The organism is Hymenobacter setariae, assembly GCF_007713685.1.
Lineage (GTDB): Bacteria > Bacteroidota > Bacteroidia > Cytophagales > Hymenobacteraceae > Hymenobacter > Hymenobacter setariae.
In genome coordinates this window covers 240,901-265,556 of the sequence record NZ_VMRJ01000004.1, presented here as the reverse complement: position 1 = coordinate 265,556, position 24,656 = coordinate 240,901, and the positions used below count along the sequence as shown (strand labels likewise).

Annotated in this window: 22 protein-coding genes; 4 read left to right on the top strand and 18 right to left on the bottom strand. The window is 57.7% G+C overall.

The window, feature by feature from the left end; genetic code table 11:
- Positions 1-67: 67 nt before the first annotated feature.
- From katG to FNT36_RS15965, 7 genes are all read right to left on the bottom strand, one after another.
- The gene (gene katG, locus FNT36_RS15995; protein WP_144849748.1) at positions 68-2,377 is read right to left on the bottom strand and encodes a catalase/peroxidase HPI; all 2,310 of its coding nucleotides are present in this window, start codon (positions 2,375-2,377) and stop codon (positions 68-70) included.
- A gap of 420 nt (positions 2,378-2,797) precedes the next feature.
- Positions 2,798-3,586 carry an SDR family NAD(P)-dependent oxidoreductase gene (locus FNT36_RS15990; RefSeq protein WP_144849746.1) on the bottom strand — a complete coding sequence of 263 codons (789 nt, stop codon included), beginning with the start codon at positions 3,584-3,586 and terminating at the stop codon, positions 2,798-2,800.
- An 87-nt stretch (positions 3,587-3,673) separates the two neighbouring features.
- Positions 3,674-4,036 carry a DUF1304 domain-containing protein gene (locus tag FNT36_RS15985; protein ID WP_144849744.1) on the bottom strand — a complete coding sequence of 121 codons (363 nt, stop codon included), beginning with the start codon at positions 4,034-4,036 and terminating at the stop codon, positions 3,674-3,676.
- Positions 4,037-4,153: 117 nt separating this feature from the next.
- Complete coding sequence (locus tag FNT36_RS15980) at positions 4,154-4,543, bottom strand: spore germination protein GerW family protein (RefSeq protein ID WP_144849742.1); 390 nt, start codon at positions 4,541-4,543, stop codon at positions 4,154-4,156.
- A 151-nt stretch (positions 4,544-4,694) separates the two neighbouring features.
- The gene (gene scpA / locus FNT36_RS15975) at positions 4,695-6,803 is read right to left on the bottom strand and encodes a methylmalonyl-CoA mutase (protein WP_144849740.1); all 2,109 of its coding nucleotides are present in this window, start codon (positions 6,801-6,803) and stop codon (positions 4,695-4,697) included.
- The gene (locus tag FNT36_RS15970; RefSeq protein WP_144849738.1) at positions 6,803-7,321 is read right to left on the bottom strand and encodes a hypothetical protein; all 519 of its coding nucleotides are present in this window, start codon (positions 7,319-7,321) and stop codon (positions 6,803-6,805) included. Before FNT36_RS15970 ends, scpA begins: the two co-directional genes overlap by 1 nt.
- A 14-nt stretch (positions 7,322-7,335) precedes the next feature.
- The gene (locus tag FNT36_RS15965) at positions 7,336-9,132 is read right to left on the bottom strand and encodes a methylmalonyl-CoA mutase family protein (protein WP_144849736.1); all 1,797 of its coding nucleotides are present in this window, start codon (positions 9,130-9,132) and stop codon (positions 7,336-7,338) included.
- A 137-nt stretch (positions 9,133-9,269) separates the two neighbouring features.
- On the opposite strand from FNT36_RS15965, the gene FNT36_RS15960 reads away from it, so the two are divergent.
- The 3 genes from FNT36_RS15960 (at position 9,270) to dnaA (ending at position 12,802) form a co-directional block, all read left to right on the top strand.
- On the top strand, positions 9,270-10,022 hold the full coding sequence (locus FNT36_RS15960; RefSeq protein WP_144849734.1) for a 5'-nucleotidase C-terminal domain-containing protein: 753 nt from the start codon (positions 9,270-9,272) through the stop codon (positions 10,020-10,022).
- 137 nt (positions 10,023-10,159) lie between these two features.
- Positions 10,160-11,086, top strand: a complete 927-nt coding sequence (locus FNT36_RS15955) for a bifunctional metallophosphatase/5'-nucleotidase (RefSeq protein WP_144849732.1) — start codon at positions 10,160-10,162, stop codon at positions 11,084-11,086.
- A gap of 156 nt (positions 11,087-11,242) precedes the next feature.
- Positions 11,243-12,802 carry a chromosomal replication initiator protein DnaA gene (dnaA, locus tag FNT36_RS15950; protein WP_144849730.1) on the top strand — a complete coding sequence of 520 codons (1,560 nt, stop codon included), beginning with the start codon at positions 11,243-11,245 and terminating at the stop codon, positions 12,800-12,802.
- Positions 12,803-12,838: 36 nt separating this feature from the next.
- Here dnaA and FNT36_RS15945 read toward each other — a convergent pair whose 3' ends face one another.
- Complete coding sequence (locus FNT36_RS15945; RefSeq protein WP_144849728.1) at positions 12,839-14,068, bottom strand: HD domain-containing protein; 1,230 nt, start codon at positions 14,066-14,068, stop codon at positions 12,839-12,841.
- A 239-nt stretch (positions 14,069-14,307) separates the two neighbouring features.
- On the opposite strand from FNT36_RS15945, the gene porX reads away from it, so the two are divergent.
- Positions 14,308-15,876 (top strand): T9SS response regulator signal transducer PorX, encoded by a 1,569-nt coding sequence (gene porX / locus FNT36_RS15940; RefSeq protein WP_144849726.1) that lies wholly within the window; start codon positions 14,308-14,310, stop codon positions 15,874-15,876.
- A 92-nt stretch (positions 15,877-15,968) separates the two neighbouring features.
- On the opposite strand, the gene FNT36_RS15935 is transcribed toward porX, so the two are convergent.
- From FNT36_RS15935 to FNT36_RS15890, 10 genes are all read right to left on the bottom strand, one after another.
- Positions 15,969-17,228, bottom strand: a complete 1,260-nt coding sequence (locus FNT36_RS15935) for a pyridoxal phosphate-dependent aminotransferase (RefSeq protein ID WP_144849724.1) — start codon at positions 17,226-17,228, stop codon at positions 15,969-15,971.
- Positions 17,229-17,332: 104 nt separating this feature from the next.
- Entirely contained in the window at positions 17,333-18,295 is a 963-nt protein-coding gene (locus tag FNT36_RS15930) for a pectinesterase family protein (RefSeq protein ID WP_144849722.1), read from the bottom strand.
- Positions 18,295-19,116 (bottom strand): rhamnogalacturonan acetylesterase, encoded by an 822-nt coding sequence (locus FNT36_RS15925; protein WP_144849720.1) that lies wholly within the window; start codon positions 19,114-19,116, stop codon positions 18,295-18,297. The genes FNT36_RS15930 and FNT36_RS15925 overlap by 1 nt, the downstream gene beginning before the upstream one ends.
- Before the next feature lie 19 nt (positions 19,117-19,135).
- Positions 19,136-19,921, bottom strand: a complete 786-nt coding sequence (locus FNT36_RS15920) for a rhamnogalacturonan acetylesterase (RefSeq protein WP_144849718.1) — start codon at positions 19,919-19,921, stop codon at positions 19,136-19,138.
- 216 nt (positions 19,922-20,137) lie between these two features.
- Complete coding sequence (gene rplS, locus FNT36_RS15915; RefSeq protein WP_144849716.1) at positions 20,138-20,518, bottom strand: 50S ribosomal protein L19; 381 nt, start codon at positions 20,516-20,518, stop codon at positions 20,138-20,140.
- Positions 20,519-20,729: 211 nt separating this feature from the next.
- The gene (gene trmD, locus FNT36_RS15910; protein WP_144849714.1) at positions 20,730-21,407 is read right to left on the bottom strand and encodes a tRNA (guanosine(37)-N1)-methyltransferase TrmD; all 678 of its coding nucleotides are present in this window, start codon (positions 21,405-21,407) and stop codon (positions 20,730-20,732) included.
- Between the two features lie 86 nt (positions 21,408-21,493).
- Positions 21,494-22,060: a ribosome maturation factor RimM gene (gene rimM, locus FNT36_RS15905; RefSeq protein WP_144849712.1), complete on the bottom strand. Its 567-nt coding sequence runs from the start codon at positions 22,058-22,060 to the stop codon at positions 21,494-21,496.
- Positions 22,061-22,159: 99 nt separating this feature from the next.
- Positions 22,160-22,711: a 30S ribosomal protein S16 gene (locus FNT36_RS15900; RefSeq protein WP_144849710.1), complete on the bottom strand. Its 552-nt coding sequence runs from the start codon at positions 22,709-22,711 to the stop codon at positions 22,160-22,162.
- Positions 22,712-22,852: 141 nt separating this feature from the next.
- Positions 22,853-23,626: an acyl-CoA desaturase gene (locus FNT36_RS15895; protein WP_144849708.1), complete on the bottom strand. Its 774-nt coding sequence runs from the start codon at positions 23,624-23,626 to the stop codon at positions 22,853-22,855.
- 228 nt (positions 23,627-23,854) lie between these two features.
- Positions 23,855-24,568 (bottom strand): RluA family pseudouridine synthase, encoded by a 714-nt coding sequence (locus FNT36_RS15890; protein ID WP_144849706.1) that lies wholly within the window; start codon positions 24,566-24,568, stop codon positions 23,855-23,857.
- Between the last annotated feature and the right edge of the window lie 88 nt (positions 24,569-24,656).

The window sequence follows — 24,656 nt, the reverse complement described above, 5'->3', positions numbered from 1 at the left end:
CCACACGACGCCGCTGCATCTTGTGAGGGACACCAGTAGCGCCCCGGTCCTTACAGCCAGCGCGTTTTTACGCCGAATAGCTGGTTTTTACGTCGTAGCGGTCCAGCATCATCACCTTGTCCCACGCCTTCACGAAAGCCTTGACAAAGCGCTGGTGGCCGTCGCTGCCCGCATATACCTCGGCCACGGCCCGCAGCTGGCTGTTAGAGCCAAATACGAGGTCGGCGCGGGTGGCTACGTAGCGGCTTTCGCCAGTCGAGCGGTGTTCGAGCGAGAAGGTCATGCCCGTAGCATCGGCCTTCTTCCAGTCGTAGTCGGTGCTGGTGAGCACCGTGAAGAAGTCGTTGGTGAGCACGCCCACGCGGTCGGTAAAAATGCCGTAGGGCGAGTTGTCGTGGTTGGCGTTCATGGCCCGTAGGCCGCCGGTCAGGGCTACCCACTCGGGCGCGGTCAGCGCAAGCAGGTGCGCTTTGTCGAGGAAAAACTCTTCGGGGGCTACACCCTGCGCAATGTCCTTAAAATTGCGGTCGAGGTAGTTGCGGAAGCCATCGGCCACGGGCTTAAGCCACGTAAACATCTCTATGTCCGTTAGTTCCTGCGTGGTGTCGCGACGGCCTGGCGTAAATGGCACGTCGGTGGGCACACCGGCATCGGCGGCGGCCTTTTCGAGGGCCGCGCAGCCACCCAGCACAAGGAGGTCGGCCAGCGATACCTTTTTGCCGCCGGCAGCCGCGCCGTTAAATTTCTCCTGCACCTTGCGCAGCGCTTCTACTACAGGCACCGTGCGGCGGTTCACGGCCCAGTCTTTTTGCGGGGCCAGGGCTAGGCGACCACCGTTGGCGCCGCCGCGCTTGTCGCTGTGGCGGTGCGTCACGGCCGCCGAGAAAGCGGTGAATACCAAGTCCGAAACCGAAATGCCTAGGCCCAGAATCTCCTGCTTCAGCGCCTGCACGTCGGCGTCGTCGATGGGGGCGTAGTCGGCCAGCGGAATGGGGTCTTGCCAGAGCAGGTCGTTTTCATTGACTTTTTCGGGACCTAGGTAGCGCTCGCGCGGGCCCATGTCGCGGTGCGTCAGCTTGTACCAGGCCTTGGAAAAGGCCTGAGTGAAGGCGTCGAAATCGCCTAGGAATTTTTCGCACACCTTGCGGTACTCGGGGTCTACCTTGAGGGCAATGTCGGTGGTCATCATCATCAGCCGGTTCATCTGGCCGGGGATGTGGGCGTCGGGCGTCTTGGGCGCGTTGGGGTCTACGGGCGTCCATTGCAGGGCGCCGGCCGGGCTGTGCTCCTGCTTCCAGTCAAACTTGAAGAGGTTAGTCAGGTAATCGTTGTCCCACTGCGTAGGGTTGGGCGTCCAGCTGCCTTCGATGCCGTTGGTCATCGTATTCTCAGCGTTGCCCTTGCCCCTGGGGTTGTGCCAGCCCAGGCCCATGGCTTCCATTGGCGCTATTTCGGGGGGCATCCCGATTTCTTTAGAGGGCACCATGCCGTGGCTTTTGCCAAAGGCATGGCCACCCGCGATGAGAGCCACGGTTTCCTCGTCGTTCATGGCCATGCGCGTAAAGGTCACCCGGATGTCGCGGGCCGACCCTAGGGGGTCGCCGCTGGCGTAAGGACCCTCGGGGTTCACGTATATCAGGGCCTGGTGCGAGGCGGCCAGCGGGTTTTCGAGGTCGTAGTCGGCATCGCCATTCTGGCCGCGCCAGCGCTTGTCGCGGTTCACCATCTTGTCGGGCGCTTCGGCCGTCCGCAGGTCGTGTATTACCTCGGGGCCCCAATAGGTGGCGTTGTCGGCCTCCCAGGCGTCGTGGCGGCCGCCAGCAAAGCCGTAGGTCGGGAAGCCCATAATTTCCAGCGCGCAGTTGCCGGTCAGTATCATCAGGTCGGCCCACGAGAGAGCGCTGCCGTATTTCTGCTTGATGGGCGCGATGAGGCGGCGCGACTTGTCGGTGTTGCCGTTGTCCCACCAGCTGTTAATGGGGGCGAAGCGCTGCAAGCCCTCGCCGGCGCCGCCGCCGCCGTCGGCAATGCGGTAGGTACCCGCCGAGTGCCAGGCCATGCGTATCATCTGCGGGCCGTAGTTGTGGTAGTCCGAGGGCCACCAGTCTACCGACGAGGTCAGGAAGCCCTTGATTTCCTCCTTCAGCGCCGCCAGGTCAATTTTGTTGAAGGCTTCAGCATAATTAAAATCGTCACCCAGCGGGTTGGCCTGCGGGCCGTTTTGGTGCAGCAGCTCCACCTTGAGCCGGTTGGGATACCAGTCAGAAAGCGCGGGCGGCGTGCTCACGGCCCCGCCGATGCGGTCGCCGCCGAAGGGGCATTTGCCCTGCATGTCGTAGGACTGGGTGTTGGTTTTGTCGTTGCTTATAGTAAGCATTAGCAGGTTAGTTAAATGAGAGAATTACCTCAACCAATGGGCGGTTACGTCATTGCCCAGCTTATCGACTGCTGTTAACGTAAGAAAAGCAATAGCGGTCATGTGACTTAGTCCAAGTTTAGGTTTAGCTTAATTTCTCATTAAAAATTGCCGGTCGGCTTGGCGCAAGGTGCTCTGTGCGCCCACAAATAACCTAGGCGATGTACACACGGCGGGGCGGCCTAGGGGGCTAAGCGCAAAAAGCCCTAGAGTGCGCCCCGGCTGTTGCCAGAAAGCGCCCCTAGGGCTTTGGGAATAGAAAATTTGCTAGCGGTCAGCTTCGCCGGTAAGGCGCTCTGCCGCCACTAAAACTGGCAGCATAAGCAGAGCGTAGTATTTGGGTAGGATGAGTAACCCGGCAACTGAGCCAGGGCTGTCTACCTAAATCGCCCGTACCACGCCGCCATCCACGCGCACCGAGGCGCCGTTGGTGGCCGCTGCCAGCGGGCTGCTGAGGTAAGCTACCATACTGGCAATTTCCTCGGTTTTAATAAAGCGCTGCAGTAGCGATGACGGCCGCGCATCGCGGAAAAACTCGTGTTCGGCTTCTTCGCGGGTTTTGCCCTCGCCGGCCAGCTTTTTTAAGAATTCTTCGACGCCCTCTGAAGCCGTGGGGCCAGGCAGCACCGAGTTTACGGTCACGCCGGTGCTCTTGGTAAGCTCGGCCAGGCCGCGGGCCACGGCGAGCTGGGCAGTTTTAGTGGTGCCGTAGTGCACCATTTCGGCTGGAATCTGCAAGCCCGACTCGCTCGAAATAAACAGGATGCGGCCCCAGTTGGCCTGTAGCATTAGCGGGAAATACTGGCGCGAAAGCCGCACGCCGCTGAGCACGTTCACTTCGAAAAAGCGTAGCCAGTCAGCATCCGTGATTTCGGCAAATGGCTTAGGCTCGAAGATGCCCACGTTGTTGACCAGAATATCGACCCTAGGTACTTCGCTCAGCAGACTATCGACCTGCGCCGCATCGCCAAAATCTACGGCTACACCGCGTACGCTAGCCCCGGGAGTCCGCGCCACGATGGCTGCTTTAGCTTCTTCAATACGCACTTCGGTGCGCCCGGTAATGACGACTTGCGCGCCTTCGGCGGCTAGCCGCTGGGCAATAGCCAGGCCGATGCCAGCCGTCGAGCCGGTGATGAGAGCAGTTTTATTTGTGAGTTGGAGGTCCATGAGATTCAAGATTTGGGAGAAGACTATTGCTACCCAAACCTGAAACGGACAAATTTTGATTTGCGAAACCCTGGTTGCGCCGACTGCTTAGGCTAGCCACAGTGCCGCTAGGGCCAGCCCGGCCGGCAGCGTTTGCACCAGCAAGATGCGCCCGCCCGCCGTGGCTGCCCCGTAGAGCCCCGCCACCGCTACGCAGCCCAGGAAGAATGTGGCCACGCTGCGGTGCCACTGCGGGTCGGCGATAAGCAACGCCCACACCAGCCCCGCTACTAAAAAGCCATTATACAGCCCTTGGTTACCCGCCAGCGTTTTGGTCGGCACAAACAGCTCGGCCGGCAGCGACCGGAATACCTTTGGCCCCCGTGAGACCCAAGCAAACATCTCCAGCCACACAATGTACAGGTGAATGAGCACCACGAGGCCGATGAATAGTTGACTGACTAAGTGCATACTAAGCTTCTGGAAGAGTGGAGGCTCAAAGGAAAGACGTGGTCAGCAAAAGCTTACTAAATAGATGTGTCTAGTGAGCCAGCAAATCATAATGCTGCTATAGGCCGAATGTTAGTTTCAACTGTCTTTGCGGTTATTCAGTAACCTAGGTACACTCCTTAACAATAACCACGCAATAGCGCCGCTCACCGCCACCAGCGGCACCACCGACGACCTAATGGGCCGGAAGCGGCTGCGTCCTTCTCGCAATTCGATGTAGCCCACGGGCGTGAGCGATACGCCCGCCCCAGCCCCTAGGCCAGAGCCGGCTGCTTCGCCCGCCTCGGTGCCGCCACCCCCGCCACCGCCGAAGCCATAGCGTGCCCGCGCCACCGGAATGACCGTGATACCGTCGCGCTCGACGGGGGTGCCGTACACAGCCTGCGCCGTGGCGGTGGTGCTAAGCTGCTGGCCTAGGCGCTCAAGTAGCGACTGAGCTGGGGTAGCAGCGGTGGCGGGGTTTTCCATGAAAGACAGAAAAAGATTGATAGGTTAACTACTCTGTCATGCTGAGCTTGCGAAGCATCTTATCACGTTCGAACGGCTATTCTAGCGTAATAAAATACTTCGCAAGCTCAGCATGACAGCCGTTTTTGGTTTGTCTCGTTAAAAAACTAGCTTATTCGCTCAGCTCCTCCAGAATCTCCAGCGCAGCCTTGGCTATCACGGTGCCGGGCCCATAAATACCGGCCACGCCCGCGTCGTAGAGAAATTGGTAGTCTTGGGGTGGAATGACGCCACCCGCAATAACCAGAATATCAGGCCGGCCTTCCTGCTCTAGCTCGCGGATGAGTTGGGGTAGTAGTGTGTTGTGGCCAGCAGCGAGGCTGCTCACGCCCACCACGTGCACGTCGTTGTCAACAGCCTGGCGGGCTACCTCGGCAGGGGTTTGGAAGAGGGGCGCGAGGTCCACATCAAAGCCCACATCGGCGAAGCTGGTGGCGATGATTTTGGCGCCGCGGTCGTGGCCATCCTGGCCCATTTTAGCTACTAGCATGCGCGGGCGGCGGCCTTCGCGGGCAGCGAAGTCCTGGGCGGCCTGCCGGGCTTGGGCAAAATCGGCGTTGTCCGTCATGCCCTGCTGGTACACGCCTTGAATGGTACGCGTAGTGGCTTGGTGGCGGCCCCAGGCAGCTTCGAGCGCATCAGAAATTTCGCCTAGGGTAGCGCGAACGCGAGCGGCGGTCACGGCTAGCGCGAGGAGGTTTTGAGTTGTGTCGGTGGCACCTGCTGCTAGTGCCGCCAGCGCGGCCTGCACGGCGGTTTCGTCGCGCTCTGCCCGAATCTTTCGCAGCCGCGCTACCTGGCTTTCGCGCACCGCGTCGTTATCAATCTGCAACACTTCCAGGGGCGCTTCGCCCTCGGGCGCCAGATATTTATTGACTCCCACAATTACTTCCTGGCCCGCGTCGATGCGCGACTGCTTGCGAGCGGCGGCCTCCTCGATGCGGAGCTTGGGTAGGCCAGTTTCAATGGCGGCGGCCATGCCCCCTAGGGCCTCCACTTCTTCGATGAGCGCCCAGGCCTGGTTGGCGAGGTCGGCGGTGAGGCTTTCCACGTAGTACGAGCCGCCCCAGGGGTCCACCACTTTAGTAATGTCGGTTTCGTGCTGGAGGTAGAGCTGCGTATTGCGGGCGATGCGGGCCGAGAAGTCAGTGGGCAGGGCCAGGGCTTCGTCGAGGGCGTTGGTGTGCAGGCTCTGGGTACCACCTAGGGCGGCGGCGAGGGCCTCCACCGTGGTCCGCGTCACGTTGTTAAATGGGTCCTGGGCCGTGAGCGAGTAGCCTGATGTTTGGCAGTGCGTACGCAAGGCCAGGCTCTTGGGGCTTTGCGGGTCAAACTGCTGGATGAGCTTGGCCCACAGCAGGCGGCCGGCGCGCAGCTTGGCAATTTCCAGAAAGTGGTTCATGCCGATGCCCCAGAAGAAGGACAGGCGCGGCGCGAATTCGTCAATCTTGAGGCCCGCCGCTAGGCCGGCGCGCACGTACTGCACGCCATCGGCCAATGTGTAAGCTAGCTCGATATCGGCGGTGGCGCCGGCCTCGTGCATGTGGTAGCCCGAGATAGAAATTGAGTTGAACTTAGGCATCTTCTCGGCCGTGTAGGCGAAGATGTCGGCAATGAGCCGCATGCTCGGCGCGGGCGGGTAGATGTAGGTGTTGCGCACCATAAACTCCTTCAGAATATCATTCTGAATAGTGCCCGTAAGCTTTTCGGGCGGCACGCCCTGCTCCTCTGCCGCCACGATGTAGAAAGCCAGCACCGGCAGCACCGCCCCGTTCATGGTCATGCTCACTGACATCTGGTCGAGCGGAATCTGGTCGAAGAGGATTTTCATATCCTCCACCGAGTCGATGGCCACGCCGGCCTTGCCCACGTCGCCCACCACGCGCGGGTGGTCCGAGTCGTAGCCTCGGTGTGTGGCTAGGTCGAAAGCCACACTAAGTCCTTTTTGGCCCCCGGCCAGATTACGCCGATAAAAAGCGTTCGACTCCTCGGCCGTCGAAAAGCCCGCGTACTGCCGCACCGTCCAGGGGCTCACCGTGTACATGCTGGCGTAAGGCCCGCGCAGATAAGGCGCGATGCCCGCCCCAAACCCTAAGTGCGGCAGGTGCGCCGCATCGGCGGCCGTGTACACGGCGGGGCCGGTGGCGGGGTAGTCGGTAGGCTTAGCGGCGGGTGGGAGGGAAGCCGCGTCGTAGGCAATGGAGGAGAAGTCGGGGCGCATTAGTCTATTGTTTTTTCACTTGTCAAATTCCAGCGTTGCTCTAAAATTTCTTTTGCCCAGGGTAGTAACCTGGTTTCAGACCAGCCTTCGTAAACCAATTCTGTATTATACAAAGATTTAGACAAGTTATTCGTAGCTACAAACTCTCTAAATTGTTTATAATCATAGCAAAAGCTGATGTTCTTGAGCTTTACGTCGCAAACTCCATATTTATTCTGAGAAGCATCGTGAAAGGTGATAAAACCGCGTCGATAGTTGATTGAGTCGGGATAGAAGGAGACATTAAAATCCGGCTCCTGAAAATTCCACCTACTGTATCCAGCTTGTTGCTTACTTCTGCCATCTGCCGTTATAAGTTGGTAAGGCTCAATAATTGGGATGCGCCAGACGTCAGATTCCAAGTTGTCTTCGAAGTAGAATCTTAGCTTCTTCGGCTCCCGCTGTGCGTATAGATAGCCAAAGGTCAGCACCACTGGCAGCGCTAGAATCCCAACCACCAATTTGCCTGCTGCTTTCATGAGCTAGATGGAAGCTACCGCCCCTGTAGCCGCGCAAGCACCTCTTCTGTGCGGTGTCCTTCCACCAAAAATTCCTTGAAGCCAAATACCCGCACGGCCTCCAGCAGCGTGGCTAGGTCGGAGTTTATCAGGGAAGGAATATCGAAGATGTGGCCCACGGGCACCTGCTGCACCACCCGTGCCAAGTGGTCGAACTGCGCGGGCGTGGCATACATCAGGGTAGCTTCATCGGGCTTTGAAAAGAGGACGGAATACGAATCGGACGCGATGTCGGGCATGGGCGGCTGGCTAGTTTGGCCCGGGTGCAGCAGGTGCCAGAAGGCTGCCGCAATCTCTTCATTTACCGCGGCATTGCCGAGCAGCACCAGCGTGGCCTGCTTGTCTTGATTGGCGCGGCGCTCGAAGTGCAGCGCCGTAGCCAGGCGCAGCACCTCGCTGGGGTAGGTGGCGCGGGTAGTGTCAAAGTCGCGCGAGCGCAGCAGCTGCTTAGGCTGAAAATCGAACTTCTCCTGCGCGTTTTGGAAACGGTTGGTGCCCACCACCACGTCCTGGCCGGTGGCAATGCGCTTGAATTTCTCCAAGCCAACCTTGCTGATGGCTTCCATGGCCTGGTTGCGAGCTTCGAGCATGCCGCCCTTGGCTTCGAGGGCCTGAAACTCAACCCAGGCGGCGCGGGCCAGCTCGTCGGTCAGGGTTTCGAGGAAGTAGGAGCCGGCTGCCGGGTCGGCCACCCAGTCGAGGTGTGCCTCTTCGAGCAATATTAGCGGCTGGTTGCGCGCCAGGCGGGCGCTAAACTCGGTGTAGTGCTGATACAAACAGTCATAGGCCGCCACCTGAATGGAATCGGCCCCGCCCAGCACGGCGCTCATGGCCTCGGTGGTATGGCGCAGTAGGTTGGTGTGCGGGTCGAGCGTGGTTTGGGTCCAGGTCGAGGTAGAGGCGTGAATAAGCAGGTCGGCTGCGCCTTGCGGCGGTAGGCCGTAAGCGTGCAGTAGCGTAGCCCACAGGCGGCGTGTGGCGCGCAGCCGGGCTATTTCGGGGAAGTAGCTGGTGCCAATAGCAAAATCGAGGTGAAAATTGGCGGCCACATCAGCCACCGTGATGCCGCATTCCTCATCGGGCAAGTACGCCAGCATGGTGGCTGCCGTGCTTAGGCTATAAGCCACTTGTTGAGTCAGTGTGGCGCCCCGGTTGCCAAAAAACGCTCCGTTCACGGCCAGTACCGGAAAGTTGGCCCAGCCCCGCGCCAGCTCTAGGCACCGGCGCAGTGCGGTGCGATACATGGCTAGCTCGGCTCCCTCGGGCACTGTGATGGGCGCAAACCGCAGAAAGCCCAGTAGTGGCTCGTTGGGGCTGATGTCGCGCAAGCGCTCAAGGAGCTGGTCGGGCTGCTGTAGCACCGTGTAGCCTATCCAGGTGGTAGCCAGCGGCAGGCGGTCGGCCAGCTCGCCTAGGGCAAAATTGGCGACCTCCTTATTTAAAATAAAGTGAATGCCACCCGCGCCGCGCGCCAAGGCATCGGCGGCCTGCTCTATCTGTAGGCGGCCATCGGTGCCAGCAGGCACGGTGAGGGCTACCACGTTGCGGCAGGGAGCGGGGCGGGGTGGTAGGGGTGGGGGCGCGCCACCCAGGGCGGTCAAGGCCTCGCGGTGGTAGAAGGGCTCGGCCACTAGCCCGTCGGGCATGGTCCAGCGCAGGCTGGCCGGGTCGGCGCCCTTAAGCTCGCGGGCTAGCTGCGCCTGCCACTGCGCGGTGGACACGGGCGAAAACTCGGGAAAAGAAACCGGCGTGGCCGGAGGCGTATCAGACATAGAGAAAGCACTAAAAACCGGGCCACCAACCCGTGCCAAAGATACCGCCCCCGCCTAAAGCCGCCTCGCTAGGGGCGCGATAAGCACCGGAGCGCCGTAAATTCGTGGTTTCGGCGGCTACCCGCTTTTAGCTACGTATGATACGTCTTCTTCGTCCCGCCGCGGCGGGCTTTGTCGCGCTTTTGCTGGCCACGGCTTGCCAGCGCGGTCCGCTTACGGCCACGGCCCACCTGCCCAGCACGGCCACTAGCCAGCCCGTGGGCAGCGCTATCGTGCCCGATGCTGGCGCTGATGCCATTATCAAACCTTACCACGACAAGGTGCTGGCCCAAATGCAGGAGGTATTGGGCGTGGCCCCAGTGGCGCTCAGCAAAAACGCTGGCGAAAACCTCATTGTCAACTTCGTGGCCGACCTCCAGCGCACCGCCGCTGCCCAGGCCCTGCACGAGCCCATCGCGCTGGGTGTGATGACCAACGGTGGCATGCGTGCCCCGCTGCCGGCCGGCCCCATCACCCTAGGTAACGTATTCGAGCTCATGCCCTTCGAAAACGAGCTAATGGTACTTGATGCCCCTGGCCCCGTGGTGCAACAGCTCTTCGACTACGCCGCGCCCGTTCGCATGGCCATTTCGGGTGCTACCTACACCGTCGGCCCCGACAAGCGCCCCCTGGATATCCGCATCGGCGGCCAGCCCCTCGACCCCACTAAGACCTATAGCATCGCCATTTCCGACTACCTAGCGGGCGGCGGCGATAACATGGCTTTCCTCAAAACCGTGGTGCCGCGCCACACTGGCCTGCTGCTACGCACTGCCATCGCCGACCACATTCGGGTGCTTACCAAGGCTGGGAAGCCGGTTACGGCCAGCATTGAAGGACGAGTTAAGTAGTTAAATTGAGACTAGTAATGTTTGTCTTGGCGCCTAGCGAAGCAATCACATCGGTTAAGTGCGCTGTTCGGGCGCAATTGTTTCGCTGCACTCGCCAGGTTAAGCGGGCCTCCTAGGTCCTAAAAAATTATTGCATTATGATACGCCGCGACTTTATTCAGAAATCTCTCCTAGGTACTGCTGGCCTTAGCCTGCTGGGTTCTAGCCTCGTGGCCAAGGCAGCCGCAGGCCCCGCTAAGCTTACTATCTTGCATACCAACGATATGCACTCGCGCATTGAGCCCTTTCCCGAGAGTGCTCCGCAGTGGGCGGGCCTAGGGGGCATGGCTCGGCGCGAAGCTCTCATTGCTAGTGTCCGTCGGCAGGAGCCCAACGTGCTGCTGCTCGACTCGGGCGATATCTGGCAGGGTACGCCTTATTTCAACTTTTTTCAGGGCGAGCTGGAGTATAAGTTGATGTCGCGGATGAAGTACGACGCCAGCACCTTCGGCAACCATGACTTTGACAACGGCCTCGAAGGCTTGCAAAAGCAGTTACCCAATGCTGGTTTCCCGTTCCTGATAGCCAATTACAACTTCAGCGGCACGCCGCTAGCTGGTCGCTTTCAGCCCTATAAGGTATTTGAGAAGGCCGGGGCCCGCATCGGCGTATTTGGCCTGGGCATCGAGCTGAAGGGCCTAGTAGCCGACAAAAATTTCGGCGCTACCCAGTACCTCGACCCCGTGGCCGTGGCCAAAGCCCAGGTGCAGCAGCTACGCCAAAATGAGCGTTGCGACATGGTTATCTGTCTGTCGCACCTAGGGTATAAGTACGAAGGCGAAAAATTAGATGACCGTAAGCTGGCCGCTCAAGTCGGCGGCATCGACCTGATTTTGGGTGGTCACACCCACACGTTTATGCCTGCGCCCGAGCCTATTACCGGCCCTCAGGGCCACGTCACGCTCATCAACCAGGTGGGCTGGTCGGGCATTAACCTAGGGCGCATCGACTACGAGCTGCGGCGCGGGGCGCGGCCCATGCGGGCCGTGGGGTCGCTAGTGCTGCCCGTGGGGGCTACCTGCTAGCGCCGCGATAAAAGCAAGCTTTTAGCGGCTTTTTTGTCTGCGGGTTTATGCGCAAATTTGTCCCCCCCAAGCCCGAGCGGTTGCGTATGAGGCGGGGTCAATTCTCTTTTTTTTCGCCGTTGCCAGCCGGTTATACGGCTCTGTTTTATCTCCTCCATGTCGCAGGATTTTCGCATTGTTTGGGCTAATTGCCTGCGCGTTATCCGCACCGAAGTGGGGGAGCAGAGCTTCCGTACCTGGTTCGAGCCCATTGCGCCCGTCGAGCTGCAAGGCAAGGTGCTCACCATTCAGGTGCCGAGCGTTTACTTCTACGAATTCCTTGAAGAGCACTACGTAGAAGAACTAAAACGCGCTATTTTTCAAGAATTAGGCCCCGAAGGCCGCCTCGAATACAGCGTGGTAGTAGACCAGGGTAATGCCCAGGCGCCGCCCCGCGCCATGCACCTGCCCCCAGCCCGCAAGGCTGCCCCCGGCACCCCCGCTGTCGAAAACCGCGCCCCTGTCAACGGCCGCCCTTACAATAGCAACGGCTCGCCACCCCAAAACAACGGTTTTGGCCGTAATGCTGGCGCCCCGCCCGCTCGCCACCTAGTGCCTGGCGCCAATACCGCTACCGCCGCCCAGGCGCAGGCTGCCAACACGCTGCGCAATCCGTTTGACGCAGCCAAAACGATGGACCGCAACATCGTGCCGTCGCAGCTCAACACCACCTACACGTTTGAAAACTACGTGGAAGGCGACTGCAACCGCCTAGCGCGCTCGGCTGGCCTCGCGGTGGCCAACAAGCCCGGCACCACCGCCTTCAACCCCCTGATGGTGTACGGCGGTGTGGGCCTAGGTAAGACGCACCTCGTGCAAGCCATCGGCAACCACATCAAGGCCACAAATACCGAGAAGTTTGTGCTCTATGTCTCGGCCGAGAAGTTTACCAATCAGTTTATCGAAAGCCTGCAACGCAACGCTGTGCAGGACTTCGCCAACTTCTATCTATTGGTAGATGTGCTGATTCTGGACGACGTTCAATTCCTGGCTAATAAGGGTAAGACCCAGGAGATGTTCTTTCACATCTTCAATCACTTGCACCAAGGCGGCCGGCAGATTGTGATGACCAGCGACCGCCCCCCGCGCGAGCTCAGCGGCCTCGAAGACCGCTTACTTTCGCGCTTTAAGTGGGGCCTCACTGCCGACGTTCAAAGCCCCGACTTTGAGACGCGCATCGCCATCATCCAGAACAAGGCCCAGCAGGACGGTATGGAAATCGCCCCGCAGGTGGTCGAGTACTTGGCTCACTCGGTACCCACCAACGTGCGCGAGCTCGAGGGCGTACTCACAACCCTGCTGGCCCAAAGCGTGCTTACGCGCCGCGATATCGACCTAGATATGGCCAAAGGTGCCCTGCGCCACATCATCGAGGAGGTCGAGGCCGAAGTCAACGTGGACTTCATTCAGAAAACGGTGGCTGATTATTTCAGCATTCCAGTGGCTTTGCTGAAGGAGAAAACTCGTAAGAAAGAAGTAGTTACGGCCCGTCAGGTGGCCATGTATTTTACCAAAGAGCATACCACGCACTCGCTCAAGACCATCGGCTATCACTTTGGCGGCCGCGACCACGCCACGGTTATCCACTCGGTGCAAACGGTATCGGACTTGATAGACTCCGACAAGAAATTCAAGGAGCAAATAAGCGAGCTGCGCAAGAAATTTGTGCAGAAATAGGAAGAGGCCCGATTTGCAAATCGGGCCTCTTTCTGTTTACAGAATTTCCTTTGGGTAGCAGATGTAGTGCTTCTGCACCTTCTGGCTGAGGGCCCGAATATTGGGTAAGTCTGATGCTTCGGTCACGTTCACAACCTTGCCGAGCTTGGTCAGGATATCGATAGTTTCTTGACTATTCGGGTCGTAGGCGGTGTTGCTGAGCTTGCCGGTTATCATTAGCTGCCGGGCGTCTTCGAGCGGCAACTGAAAGGTTTCGGCAATCAGCTCCACTATACCGAGCTGAAAATCTTCGTCGTAGGGCTCGGGGCGAATGACAATTTTGAACAGTTGCCGGTTGAGTAGGCTTTGGGCTAGGAAGCTGAGCACTTTGTCCTCGTGGCTAGTCCAGGACTTGATGGCGCCCCAAATGTCAATATCATCGAGCTGCACAAAGCGGTTCAGAATGTCAGAATCCTCTTGAAACTCGGCCAGCGTAACGGCGCGACCTAGGAAGTAGGTGAGGCAGCTGCTACCGGGCACCGGCACGCCAGCGCGGGCAAGGTCGCGGGCGCGCTGCATCACGCGGATGACCATCTGCTCGGCGCTCGTAACAGCCTTGTGCAGATAGACTTGCCAGTACATGAGGCGGCGGCTTACTAGAAAGTTCTCGACCGAGTACACAGCCTTTTCTTCCAGCACCAGGCGCTCGTTCACCACTTGCAGCATCTTGATGAGGCGGTCGGCGCCTGGCCGGCCTTCCTCCACGCCGGTGTAGAAGGAGTCGCGATTGAGGTAATCGAGCCGGTCCATATCGAGCTGCGAGCTCACGAGCTGGTGGAAGAACTCGCGCCCATAGCTACCCTGAAACATTTCCATTGCTAGCGTGAGCCGCCCTGGAAACTGCTCGTTGAGCCGTTCCATCAAATACAGCGACAGTTGTTCGTGCGGCACGTCCTGGAAAATCGACGTTTCGAGCGCATGCGACAGGGGGCCGTGGCCAATGTCGTGCAGCAGAATGGCGACTTGGGCCGCTTCACCCTCGGCGGCCGAGATTTTAACACCCTTGTCCTTGAGCGTGCGCAAGGCCAACTGCATGAGGTGCATGGCACCTAGGGCATGATGAAAGCGCGTGTGCAACGCCCCAGGGTACACGAAGTTAGTGAGCCCGAGCTGCTGGATGCGTCGCAGCCGCTGGAAGTAGGGGTGCTCAATTAAATCAAACAACAGCTCCGTAGGCACGGTTACGAAACCGTACACGGGGTCGTTAAATATCTTCTTTTTGTTCATGTTAAGTAGGCCAAGCTTCAGGTTAGCTAGGCTGGCCTACGGGAGCGAAGGCGTTGGCCGACGAGTGCAGCCCGTTGGCCGACTAAGTGGTCCCTTGTAAGAACCTAAACGTGAGTTTTCCGGTAAAGCTACGGCGAGCTTACCATCCGGGATACTACCGGCACGGTTTCGGCCGTTAGCTTCGCTATTACTACATTACCATTCCCAATGCGCGACGCCTGTGCGGTGCGCTTCTGCTTATGCAACGATACTCCATTCTCTGGGCCGACGACGAAATTGATTTACTTAAGCCGCACATCCTGTTTCTCAAGGAGAAAGGCTATGATGTAACCCCTGTAAACTCCGGGGCCGACGCTTTAGAAGAAGTGCAGGAAAACAGTTACGACCTAGTTTTTCTGGATGAAAACATGCCCGGCCTCACCGGCCTCGAAACGCTGACCGAAATCAAGGTGGTGCGCCCCACAGTGCCCGTCGTGATGATAACGAAGAGCGAGGAAGAGCATATTATGGAGGGCGCCATTGGGGCCAAAATTGCCGATTACCTCATCAAGCCGGTTAACCCAAACCAGATTCTGCTGTCGGTGAAGAAAGTGCTGGACAACAAGCGCTTAGTTACCGAAGCTACTAACTCGGGCTACCAGCGCGATTTCCGCCAGCTCGGCATGCAGCTTTCCGACCGTCTGTCGCCTTCCGAGTGGGTTGATGTGTACAAGAAGCTTGTATACTGGGAATTGGAAATCAACGAAACTGAGGGCAAGAGCATGGCCGAAGTCTTCAACATGCAGAAGGACGAGGCAAATACTTACTTCGGGCGCTTTATCATCGAGAACTACGAAGACTGGGTGAATGGCCGCGACAAAGACGCGCCGATGATGTCGCACCAGTTGTTCAAGGAGAAGGTGTTTCCGCTGATGAAGCAGACGGGCGATACGCCAGTGTACTTCGTGCTCATCGACAACCTTCGCTACGACCAGTGGAAAATTCTGGAGCCGATTATTGCGGAGCTGTTCACGGTGGATTCAGAAGAGCTGTATTATAGCATCTTGCCTACTACAACGGCTTACGCCCGCAACGCCATTTTTGCGGGGATGATGCCGGGTGATATTCAGAAAAAGTACCCCAACCTGTGGGTATGGGACGAGGACGAGGAGGGCAAAAACCTGCACGAAGCCGAGTTCATGGAAATTAACTTCCAGCGCAACAACCAGAAGGCCAAGCATAGCTACCACAAGGTAACTAACTTGCAGGCCGGCAAGGATTTGCTTGGCAAAATGAGCAACTTGCATAACAACTACAAGCTCAACGTCATTGTCTACAACTTCGTGGACATGCTCTCGCACGCCCGCACCGACATGGCGATGATACGCGAGCTAGCGGCCGATGAAAGCGCTTACCGTAGCATCACGCGCTCGTGGTTTTTGCACTCGCCGCTCTATGAAATGCTCCAAACCATTGCCGAGAAAAAGGGCAAGCTAGTGATTACTACTGACCACGGTACCATCCGCGTGAAGCGCCCGTATAAGATTGTGGGTGACCGCAATACGAATACGAACCTGCGCTATAAACACGGCAAGAACCTAGGTTTTGATGAGAGCCGCGATGTGTATGTGGTGCGCAAGCCGGAGAGTATTTTCCTGCCCCGCGAAAACGTGAGCACCGCCTATGTGTTCACGCTCGGCGACTACTTCTTCGCCTACCCCAACAACTATAACTACTACGTGAACTACTACAAGGACACGTTCCAGCACGGTGGTATCTCGCTAGAAGAGTGTATCATTCCGTATATCACGCTGACACCTAAAGGGTAACCAATAGCGACTAGCAAAGAGACGCCCTAGGTGGTGCTAGCTTTCACAGGCTGGCACTACCTAGGGCGTCTCTTTGCTAGTCGTTTGGTGCGTTAGCTTAGCTTGTCTAGCGCGGCTTGCAGGCGTGGCAACGCAGCCTGAATGGAATCGAGCGACTCGGCCCCAACCGAAAGCCGGAACCACGGCTCAGAGGCCGGCGCACCAAAGGCACTAAATGGCACTATAGCCAGCTTAGCCTCAGTGAGTAGGTAAGAAGTGATTTCGCGGGTGGTAGCGAGTACCTCGCCGGTGGGCGTAGTGCGACCTAGGGCGTCAATTTTGGCGGTGAGGTAGATGGCGCCGGCTGGCGCAATAGCATCGACAGGATACCCTTGAGCTTGCAAGTCCTTCAGACCGTGGTAGAAGGCATCGAGGCTAGCCTGCAGTCCGTGCTTAAGGTCAGCTAAGTACGCATCGACGGCCTCGGTTTGGGGCAAGAAAGCCGCAGTGGCTACCTGTTCAGCTTTAGGAGCCCAGGCGCCGATATGCCCCAGCAAGCCTTTCATCTTATCGATAATGAGCTTGGGGCCAAAGGAGTAGCCGACCCGCACACCCGTGGCGGCGAAGCACTTCGAGATACCATCGATATACACCACGTAGTCGCGCAGGGCAGGGCGCAGGCTCACCGGGTCGAAGTGTTGAGTTTCGCCAAAGGTCAGCAGCCAGTATATCTGGTCGTAGAGAATGTACAAGGGCTTCTCATCGGGCCCGCGGCGCTGGTTTTCGGCCAGTACCAAGTCGCAGATTTCCTCGAGTACCTCTTTTGTAAATACCGTGCCCGTGGGATTCAGCGGCGAGCACAGCGCCAGCAACGTAGCCCCGGCTAAGTGAGGGGCTAGCTCGGCGGCAGTAGGCATAAAAGCATGCTCGGGCTGCGTAGTCACCGCTACCTGCTCGGCACCCGATAGGTGGCAGTAGTGGTTGTTATTCCAGGAGGGTACCGGGTACACCACGCGGTCGCCGGGGTCTACGAGGGCCAAGTAAGCCGCGTAGATGAGCGGGCGCGAGCCACCAGCTACCAGCAACTCGTCGGTGGGCGAGTAGGAGAGACCTAGGCGCGCCTGCAAAAAATCGGCTGCTGCTTGGCGCAGGTCGGCAATGCCGGGAGCAGGTGGGTAGTTGGTTTGGCCGGCTTGGTAGGCGGCTGTTACGCCATCACGCAGCCCTGCTGGGATAGGGAAAAGCTCGGTGTCAAAATCGCCAATCGTGAGGTTGCAGATAGTAGCGCCTTGGCGAATTTGCTCGCTCACAGCGTTGCCGATTCTAATAATTTCGGAGCCGCTCATCTGGTCGACTAGCCGGGAAATACGCATGTGGATGGGGGTAGGGGAAGTAAGACGTAGTAACCCCGCAAAGATACCAGTAGTTGCAGCGGGACGCCAGCTACTGAGAAGTGTAGTAGCTCGGCGTACCGCACTTAGCGGCCGGGCTCCCAAGCCTGCTTACCCCCGAATAGCCGCTCAAGGGTGTACTGCTTGGCTTCTTTAGCACTGAGTTGGCGCGACCACGGCACGCGGCCCGCTGGGTTGGTGCCGAGGCCGGTAGAGCGGTACTCGGCGTAGTTAGCAGTTTTCTCGTTTTCTGGATTGCGCCAGTTTTCCCAGCCCGCGGGCACAATATGAGGCCCTAGAGTGCAGCGCAAGTAGGCTACGCGGGCGTAGGGGCGCCACGGCCTACCTAGGTAGACTTTTTTGGCCAGCGTCGTATCAGCAGTCAATTGGCAATCCAGAAAGACAAACCCATAGGGCTGGCCCTCCGGGGTCGAAGCTGCGGTTACAAATGAATTTTTCTTGCTCTTGATAACACAGTGGTCGAATACCCCAGTACTAGCGCCAAAAATGAAGTCGGTCGTTCCTTCGATGTAGCAGTCCTGAAAATACTGGCGGCTACCACCAACTGCTAAAAAGAGGACATCCTGATTGCCCACCAAGCGGCAGTGCCTGAAAATAGCCCGGTCGCCTTCCACGTGCAGCGCTACCGCTTGGCCGGCTGTGTAGCCAGCCGCATTTTCAAACGTCACATTCTCGGCCGTGAAGTCGTTGGCCTGCACTAGCACCGAATAAGAAGTAGGCGTGGTAATGCCATTGGTGCCCGCGTGGTCGCTGTAGGTAATGATGGTGCTAGCCGCTTCGTCTCCGTGCAGTACCAAGTGCGTTTTCAGCGTCGGCACCACCACTTTCTCGTGGTAGATTCCCTTTTTGAGTTGAATGATAATGGGTACGGCCGACTGAGTAGGTGCAGCATCGATGGCAGCCTGCACTGTGCGAAACTGCCCGCTACCATCGGCCGCTACCACGAGTGGGCTAGCTGGTGGGGCTGCTTGGGCCCGTGCTGCCAGGGCGATGAGCCCTAGGGTGGCCCCTAGCAAGAGTGCTTTCATTAGGGCGTGGTGGGCTGGGCGGCCGCGCCTGTGGGGGCAGCTACTTTGTTCTTAGGTAAGGGCTGAGCGAGGTGCTGTTCGGTCAGGGCTAGGTGCTGGGCTCGTAAGTCGTTTACTACGAGTTGCGCCATTTTGCGTGCGCCTAGCTCATTAAAATGAGTATTGTCGGCCCGCCCAAGAGGGTAATTGGGATGGTCGCCGGGGGCCAGATGCAGAAATAGCATTTTGGAAGGCTCGTCGCCAAGCTGTTGCATCAGCTCGCGACTGAGTTTATCCATGTCAACTACCAGCACGCGGTATTCCTTAGCTACCGCTAGGGTCGCTGCCGAATACGCGACATGGGTTTCCTTGATGTGCCCTTCCTTGTCAAAGTACCGGCGCGTGACTGGCGTGAGCAGGATGGGCGTGGCCTGCCGGCTCCGCGTCTCGGTTACAAACTTGATAAGGTTCTGGCGGTAGGCGTCCGGGGGCGTGTAGCGGTCGGGGTGAGCGGTTGACTCATCATTGTGCCCAAACTGAATGAACACGTAGTCGCCGGGTTGTAGGGCTTGTACTACTGGCTGCCAGCGGTTTTCGGCCAGGAAGGTACGCGTACTCCGGCCATTCTGGGCTCGGTTGTCTACTACCACCGTCGTGTCAAAAAACGTACCTAGGGACATGCCCCAACCCGTTTCCGGAAACGTCGCCCGAACCTTATTCGCCATCGTAGAGTCGCCGATAAGAAAAAGGGTGGTTTTGTGCGGGGGCGGAGTTGCCGGAGCAAATGCCAGCAACCCTAGCAAGGCCACCGGCATCGTCTTGGTAAGCAAAGAGAAGCGCATGAAGGAAGCAGATAGAATATTAGCGTGCCTGTGGGTCTACAGTTTTCTTGACGGTGCCCTGCACCACGCGGTCGGCTAGGCCTAGCTTCAAGGCGCGGATATCGGCTAGCACAAGCTCGGCCATGCGGCGGGCCCCAAGCTCGCTGAAATGGGTATTGTCTTCGCGGCCATCGGGGTAGTTGGGGTGCTCGCCGGGGGCTAGGTGGTTGAATAGCAGCTTGGAGGTTTCAGGGCCAAATTGCTGCAGCAGCGCTTGGCTAGTGCGGTCGAGGTCGATGAGCGGCGTATTCGTTTCTCGGGCCACCGTTCGCACGAGCTCGGCGTAGGCGGCGTGAGTTTCTTCTATTTTGCCAGCTTCGTCGAACTTGCGGCGGGCCACGGGCGTGAGTAGCACAGGCTGGCCCTTGTGGCTACGCGTTTCGCTCACAAAGCGCTTGAGATTGGCCGTGAAGTCGGCTTCAGGAGTGTAGCTGCCCTTGGTAGGCACCTCATCATTGTGCCCAAACTGAATGAACACGTAGTCGCCTTCGTGCAGTGCTGCTGCTACCGGCTGCCAGCGGTTTTCAGTAAGAAAGGTCTTGGTGCTACGGCCATTCTGAGCGCGATTATCCAATGTCACCGTCTCATTGAAAAAAGCTGCGAAGGGCATGCCCCAGCCCGTCTCGGGGTAAGCCTTAATCTGCTTGATGGACATGGTAGAGTCTCCAATCAGGTAGACTTTGATGGGACTAGGTGCGGCAGGCACAAAGGCCAATAGTGCCGATAAACTCAGCCCCAACAGGACTGGTAGTAGGCGGGAGAGCATAGAGGCGGGCGGGAAATGGCGAGGAGCTAACCCCAACTAAGTTAGCCGGAGAGTAGCAAGGAGTCGCAAACCTACACCGGCACCTAGGCAGCCCACCACATTTTTCTGCGCAATCGTTGCCGGCAACGTTGCCATTTTTCTAGTGACACTAGGCACAAAAAAACCGGCCATCTCCTAGGAGATGGCCGGTACTATATTGGACGCTGAAAGCGGAGCTTATGCAGCTACTTCTTTCACCACATCGCGGCGACGCTCTTTGATACGAGCAGCTTTGCCCGAGAGGCCACGCAGGTAGAACAGACGAGCGCGACGAACCTGGCCGCGACGAATTAGTTCGATTTTGTCGATGTTAGGCGACAGCAGCGGGAAAATACGCTCGGTGCCGATTTGGTTGGAAATCTTGCGAACCGTGAAGGTCTCACCGTTGGTGCTGGGGTTGCGACGCTGGATAACAACGCCCTGGAACTGCTGAATGCGCTCCTTGTTGCCCTCACGGATTTTTACGTGCACGTTGATGGTGTCACCGGCAGCAAACTTGGGAAAGCTGGCGCGGCGCTCCTGGCCTTCGGCATTGATAAAGTCGAGTAGTACGCTCATGGCGAAAAAAAGAATTACAAAAGAGGGCAGCGCCGCTGCCCATCAGGTTGGTATTTTGCGAAACGGAGCGCAAAGATAGAAAATTAAGCGCAAAAAAGCAAACAGGTTGAAAGGTAATGAGGTGATTTAGTGCAGAAGAAACACTAAAGCCAGGTGAGAAGTAGCTGCGGCGCCTGCTTAGCTGCTCACCTAGGTGCCTTCTTCCTCGTATTTACTCCTTCAATAAATCAGGCCTTTTGGCCCGGGTGCGCGCCAATGCTTGCTCGTGGCGCCACTCCTCAATCTTAGGCGTGTTGCCCGAAAGAAGAATTTCCGGTACGGCCAGCCCACGCCACTCGGCCGGGCGGGTATACACGGGCGGTGCCAAGAGGTCATCCTGAAAAGAATCAGACAAAGCTGATTCTTCATTGCCTAGCACGCCAGGCAGCAGCCGCACAATGGCATCGACCAAGATGGCAGCGGCTAGCTCACCGCCACTCAGTACAAAGTCGCCTACGCTAATTTCGTGCGTAACGTAGTGCTCACGAATGCGCTGGTCTACACCCTTGTAATGGCCGCAGAGCATGATGATATTACCTAGAAGCGACAGCCGGTTAGCTAGCGGCTGGCGCAGCGTCTCACCATCGGGCGTAAGGTAGATGATGGCATCGTACGGGCGTTGAGCTTGCAGCTCGTCAATCCAGGCCGCGATGGGCTCTACGCGCAGCACCATACCGGCGCCACCTCCAAACAAATAGTCGTCAATCTGCCCATGCTTGTTAACGGCGTGGTCGCGCAGCTGATGCAGGTGAATTTCGGCTAGGCCCTTATCCTGCGCCCGCTTCACAATAGAATGGGCGAAAGGGCTTTCGAGCAGCTCGGGCTGGCAGGTAAGGATATCTACACGCATCGGTCTGAACCGCAGATTTATTCAAATGGACGGATTAGTCGGGCTTTGTGGACGACCTGTTCCCTACGCTAGGCAGGCATCAGCGACTAGTCAGCGTTCGGGTTTTTGTGGGCGTTTGGATTCATGTAAATGTCCAGCAAACCTTCAGGCATGTTGACAAACAGCTGTTTGGCTTCCATGTCAGCGTGGCTTACTAGCTCATCTACTACCGGCAGGAGCACTTCTTGGCCCTTGTAACGCATGGCCAATACGTCTTGCTGTGGCAGCTCGTAGAAGTTTTCAACCACACCTAGGGCGCCTTCTTTCTCATCAATAACTTGGAAGCCAATGACGTCGTGAAAGTAAAACTGGGCATCACCTAGCTCGGGTAGTTCGCTTAGGGGCAGCCACAGCTTAGACCCACGGAGGGGCTCTGCCTCCTCAATGCGTTCAATGCCGCGAAGTTTTAGGAGCACGCGCTGACCATTCTGCGGATTTACGCGCTCTACGGTATAGGCCGAGAGCTTGCTGGGCGCAGTAGGAAGGGCCAGGTATACGGTCTTGAGTTTGTCGTAAGTAGACGCATCGTCTACGTCCAATTGAGTGACCATCTGGCCTTTCAGGCCGTGCGGCTTCACAATGAAGCCTAGCTCAAAGCACTCGTCGAGGGTCATGGCTTGCTAAATAAAGGAGGGGAAGAGAAAGCTCAAAAAAGAACGTCATGCTGAGACGAGCTCGGCATGACGTTCTTTTTAGCGGTTGATGCTCAAAAACTACGCAGCAGCTTCAGCCGAAGTTTCGGCAGTATCCGTCGAGCCTTCGGTAGCTTCTTCAGCAGCCGGGGCCGGCGCAGCAGCAGCTAGGGCAGCAGCCTGCTTCTCAGCGAGGGCAGTGGCACGAGCTTCTTTTACTTTAGTTTCGGCAGCCAGGGCAGCAGCACGAGCCGTAGCCTTGGTGTCAACGAGGCCAGTCTTCTTGGCTTCGATTTTAGCATCTTTCTCGCTCAGCCACTGCTGGAAGCGCTGGTCAGCAACTTCTTGGGTCAGCGCACCTTTGGTAACGCCAAGCTGAAGGTGACGACGCAGCAATACGCCGCGGTAAGCAAGCATAGCACGCACCGTTTCGGTGGGCTGAGCGCCATTCATCACCCAGTAGAAAGCGCGGTCGCCGTCGTAGTTGATGGTAGCGGGGTTGGTGTTGGGGTTGTAGGTACCGAGCTTCTCGATGAAGCGGCCATCGCGGGGCGCGCGGGCGTCAGCTACTACGATGTCGTAAGTCGCGGCCTTTTTACGGCCACGGCGGGCGAGGCGGATTTTAACTGCCATAAACCTTGGTGGTTGTGCGACGCAACTCGTGCGTCTGGGTGAAATTTATTTCCCAGTTTGGGGCCGCAAAGGTACGGAGAACCAAGCCAATAAAAAAGGCCGAAGCGAAACTTCGGCCTTTTACTTGCTACTAGTAGTTACCTAGGCGGCTTTCGCCATCTTCGCAACGCGCTGCTTGGGCTGCACGTTCTTACGCTTAATCTTAATGATACGGGCCTTGTCTAGGGTCCAAATGGCGATGTACGTCGGGTCAAACTCCCACCACTTCACGCCGAAGTTGACGCGCATGGGCAGCTTATGATGGTTGTTTTGGAACAGCTCACCAAAAGCCAGAAAGTCCAGCGCTAGCGTGTTTTTCGAATGGTCGTGGTTGTCGAAGTTCTGGTAGCCATACTTGTGGCCGCCCCAGTTCACGATGGCGCCGTGAATTGGGCCCATCAGGAAGTGAATCGGCAGCAGCAAGTACTGCCACCAAACCGTAGCAAAATTGATGTAAAACAGCACGTAGACCGTGCCCCAGCCAATGCGCGAGTACCACTTATCGCCAAAGTTTTCGATGGCTTGCCACACGGGGTAGTCGCCTTCAAAGCGCTCGGCCAACTCGTACTTGTTATTGAGTACGTCGTTATAGATATTCTTCGTCTTCCACATCATGTCAAACGCGTTGTTCGAGAACAGCGGCGAGTGTGGGTCTAGCTCCGTGTCGGAGTAGGCGTGGTGCATGCGGTGCAACAGCGCATAGGCCCGCGGTGACAAAAAGGAACTGCCCTGGCAGATGTACGTGAACAGAAAGAAGAACTTCTCCCAGAACTTGTTCATCGTAAACATTTTATGCGCCGCGTAACGGTGCAAGTAAAACGTCTGCGTGAACAGCGACAGGTAGTAGTGGGCAACGAAGAAAACCAGAATGGCCATTCAGTAAAATTGTAAACGTGGGAGGAACGTCGCCCGCAGAAGCTATTCGCGACGGGCTTAGTTCATCAGTAATACAAAATTACAGCCTGGGTTTGGCCAGAATTCTGCGCTGCGTCACAATGCCATAATGTTACACGGCAGCACCTAACGAGCCTAAACGGCAACTGGGCGCAAGAATCTCCGCCAAGCTAGGCGAAGGGTCTTGCGCCCAGTCGTGGGTTGTACTACTTAAACTTTGTAAAACTCTCGGGCGGCATCCCAGTGCGGAGCATCGGGCAGCGGTGCCACAAATTTGAGTGCCTCTTTCGTAACGGGATGCTGAATCTCAAGCTGCCGGGCGTGCAGCGCAATGCTAACATCAGGCAGCGGGTTGAGGAAACCGTACTTCACATCGCCCACGATGGGCGTGCCCAGGCCGGTCGAGAGCTGCACCCGAATCTGGTGTGGCCGGCCCGTTACGGGGTTGACTTGCAGTAGGTAGCGATTGGCAGCGGGACCTAGGAGCTCGTAGCTTAGCTCTGAGCGTTGGCCTTGGGTGTGGCGCTCCGGGTAAGCCTTGGTCACGTTGCGAATGGTATCCTTCACCAGCCAATGCACCAGCATGCCCTGCTCGGGCACCGGCGGCTTGCCCGTAAGCGCCCAGTACGTTTTTTTGACCTGGTTGTCGCGAAACATCTCATTGAGACGGCTTAGCGCTTTGCTGGTTTTGGCCAGAATAACAATGCCTGACACCGGTCGGTCGATGCGGTGGCACACCCCCACAAAGGCGGCGCCGGGCTTCTTGTACTTGAATTTCAAATACTCAGCGGCTTTGTTAGAAAGGGGCTCGTCGCCGGTTTCGTCGCCCTGCACTAGGATGCCGGCGGGCTTATTGATAACGAGCAAATGATTGTCTTCAAACAGAATTTCTTTCTGTTCGGACCAGAGATTAGGGCGATTCACGTCGGGATACGGCGGTCTAAGCGGAGGCAGCAGGGGTAACGCCAGGCCCCTAGGGTCACCGGCACGTTAGCAGGCCGCACTCAAAACT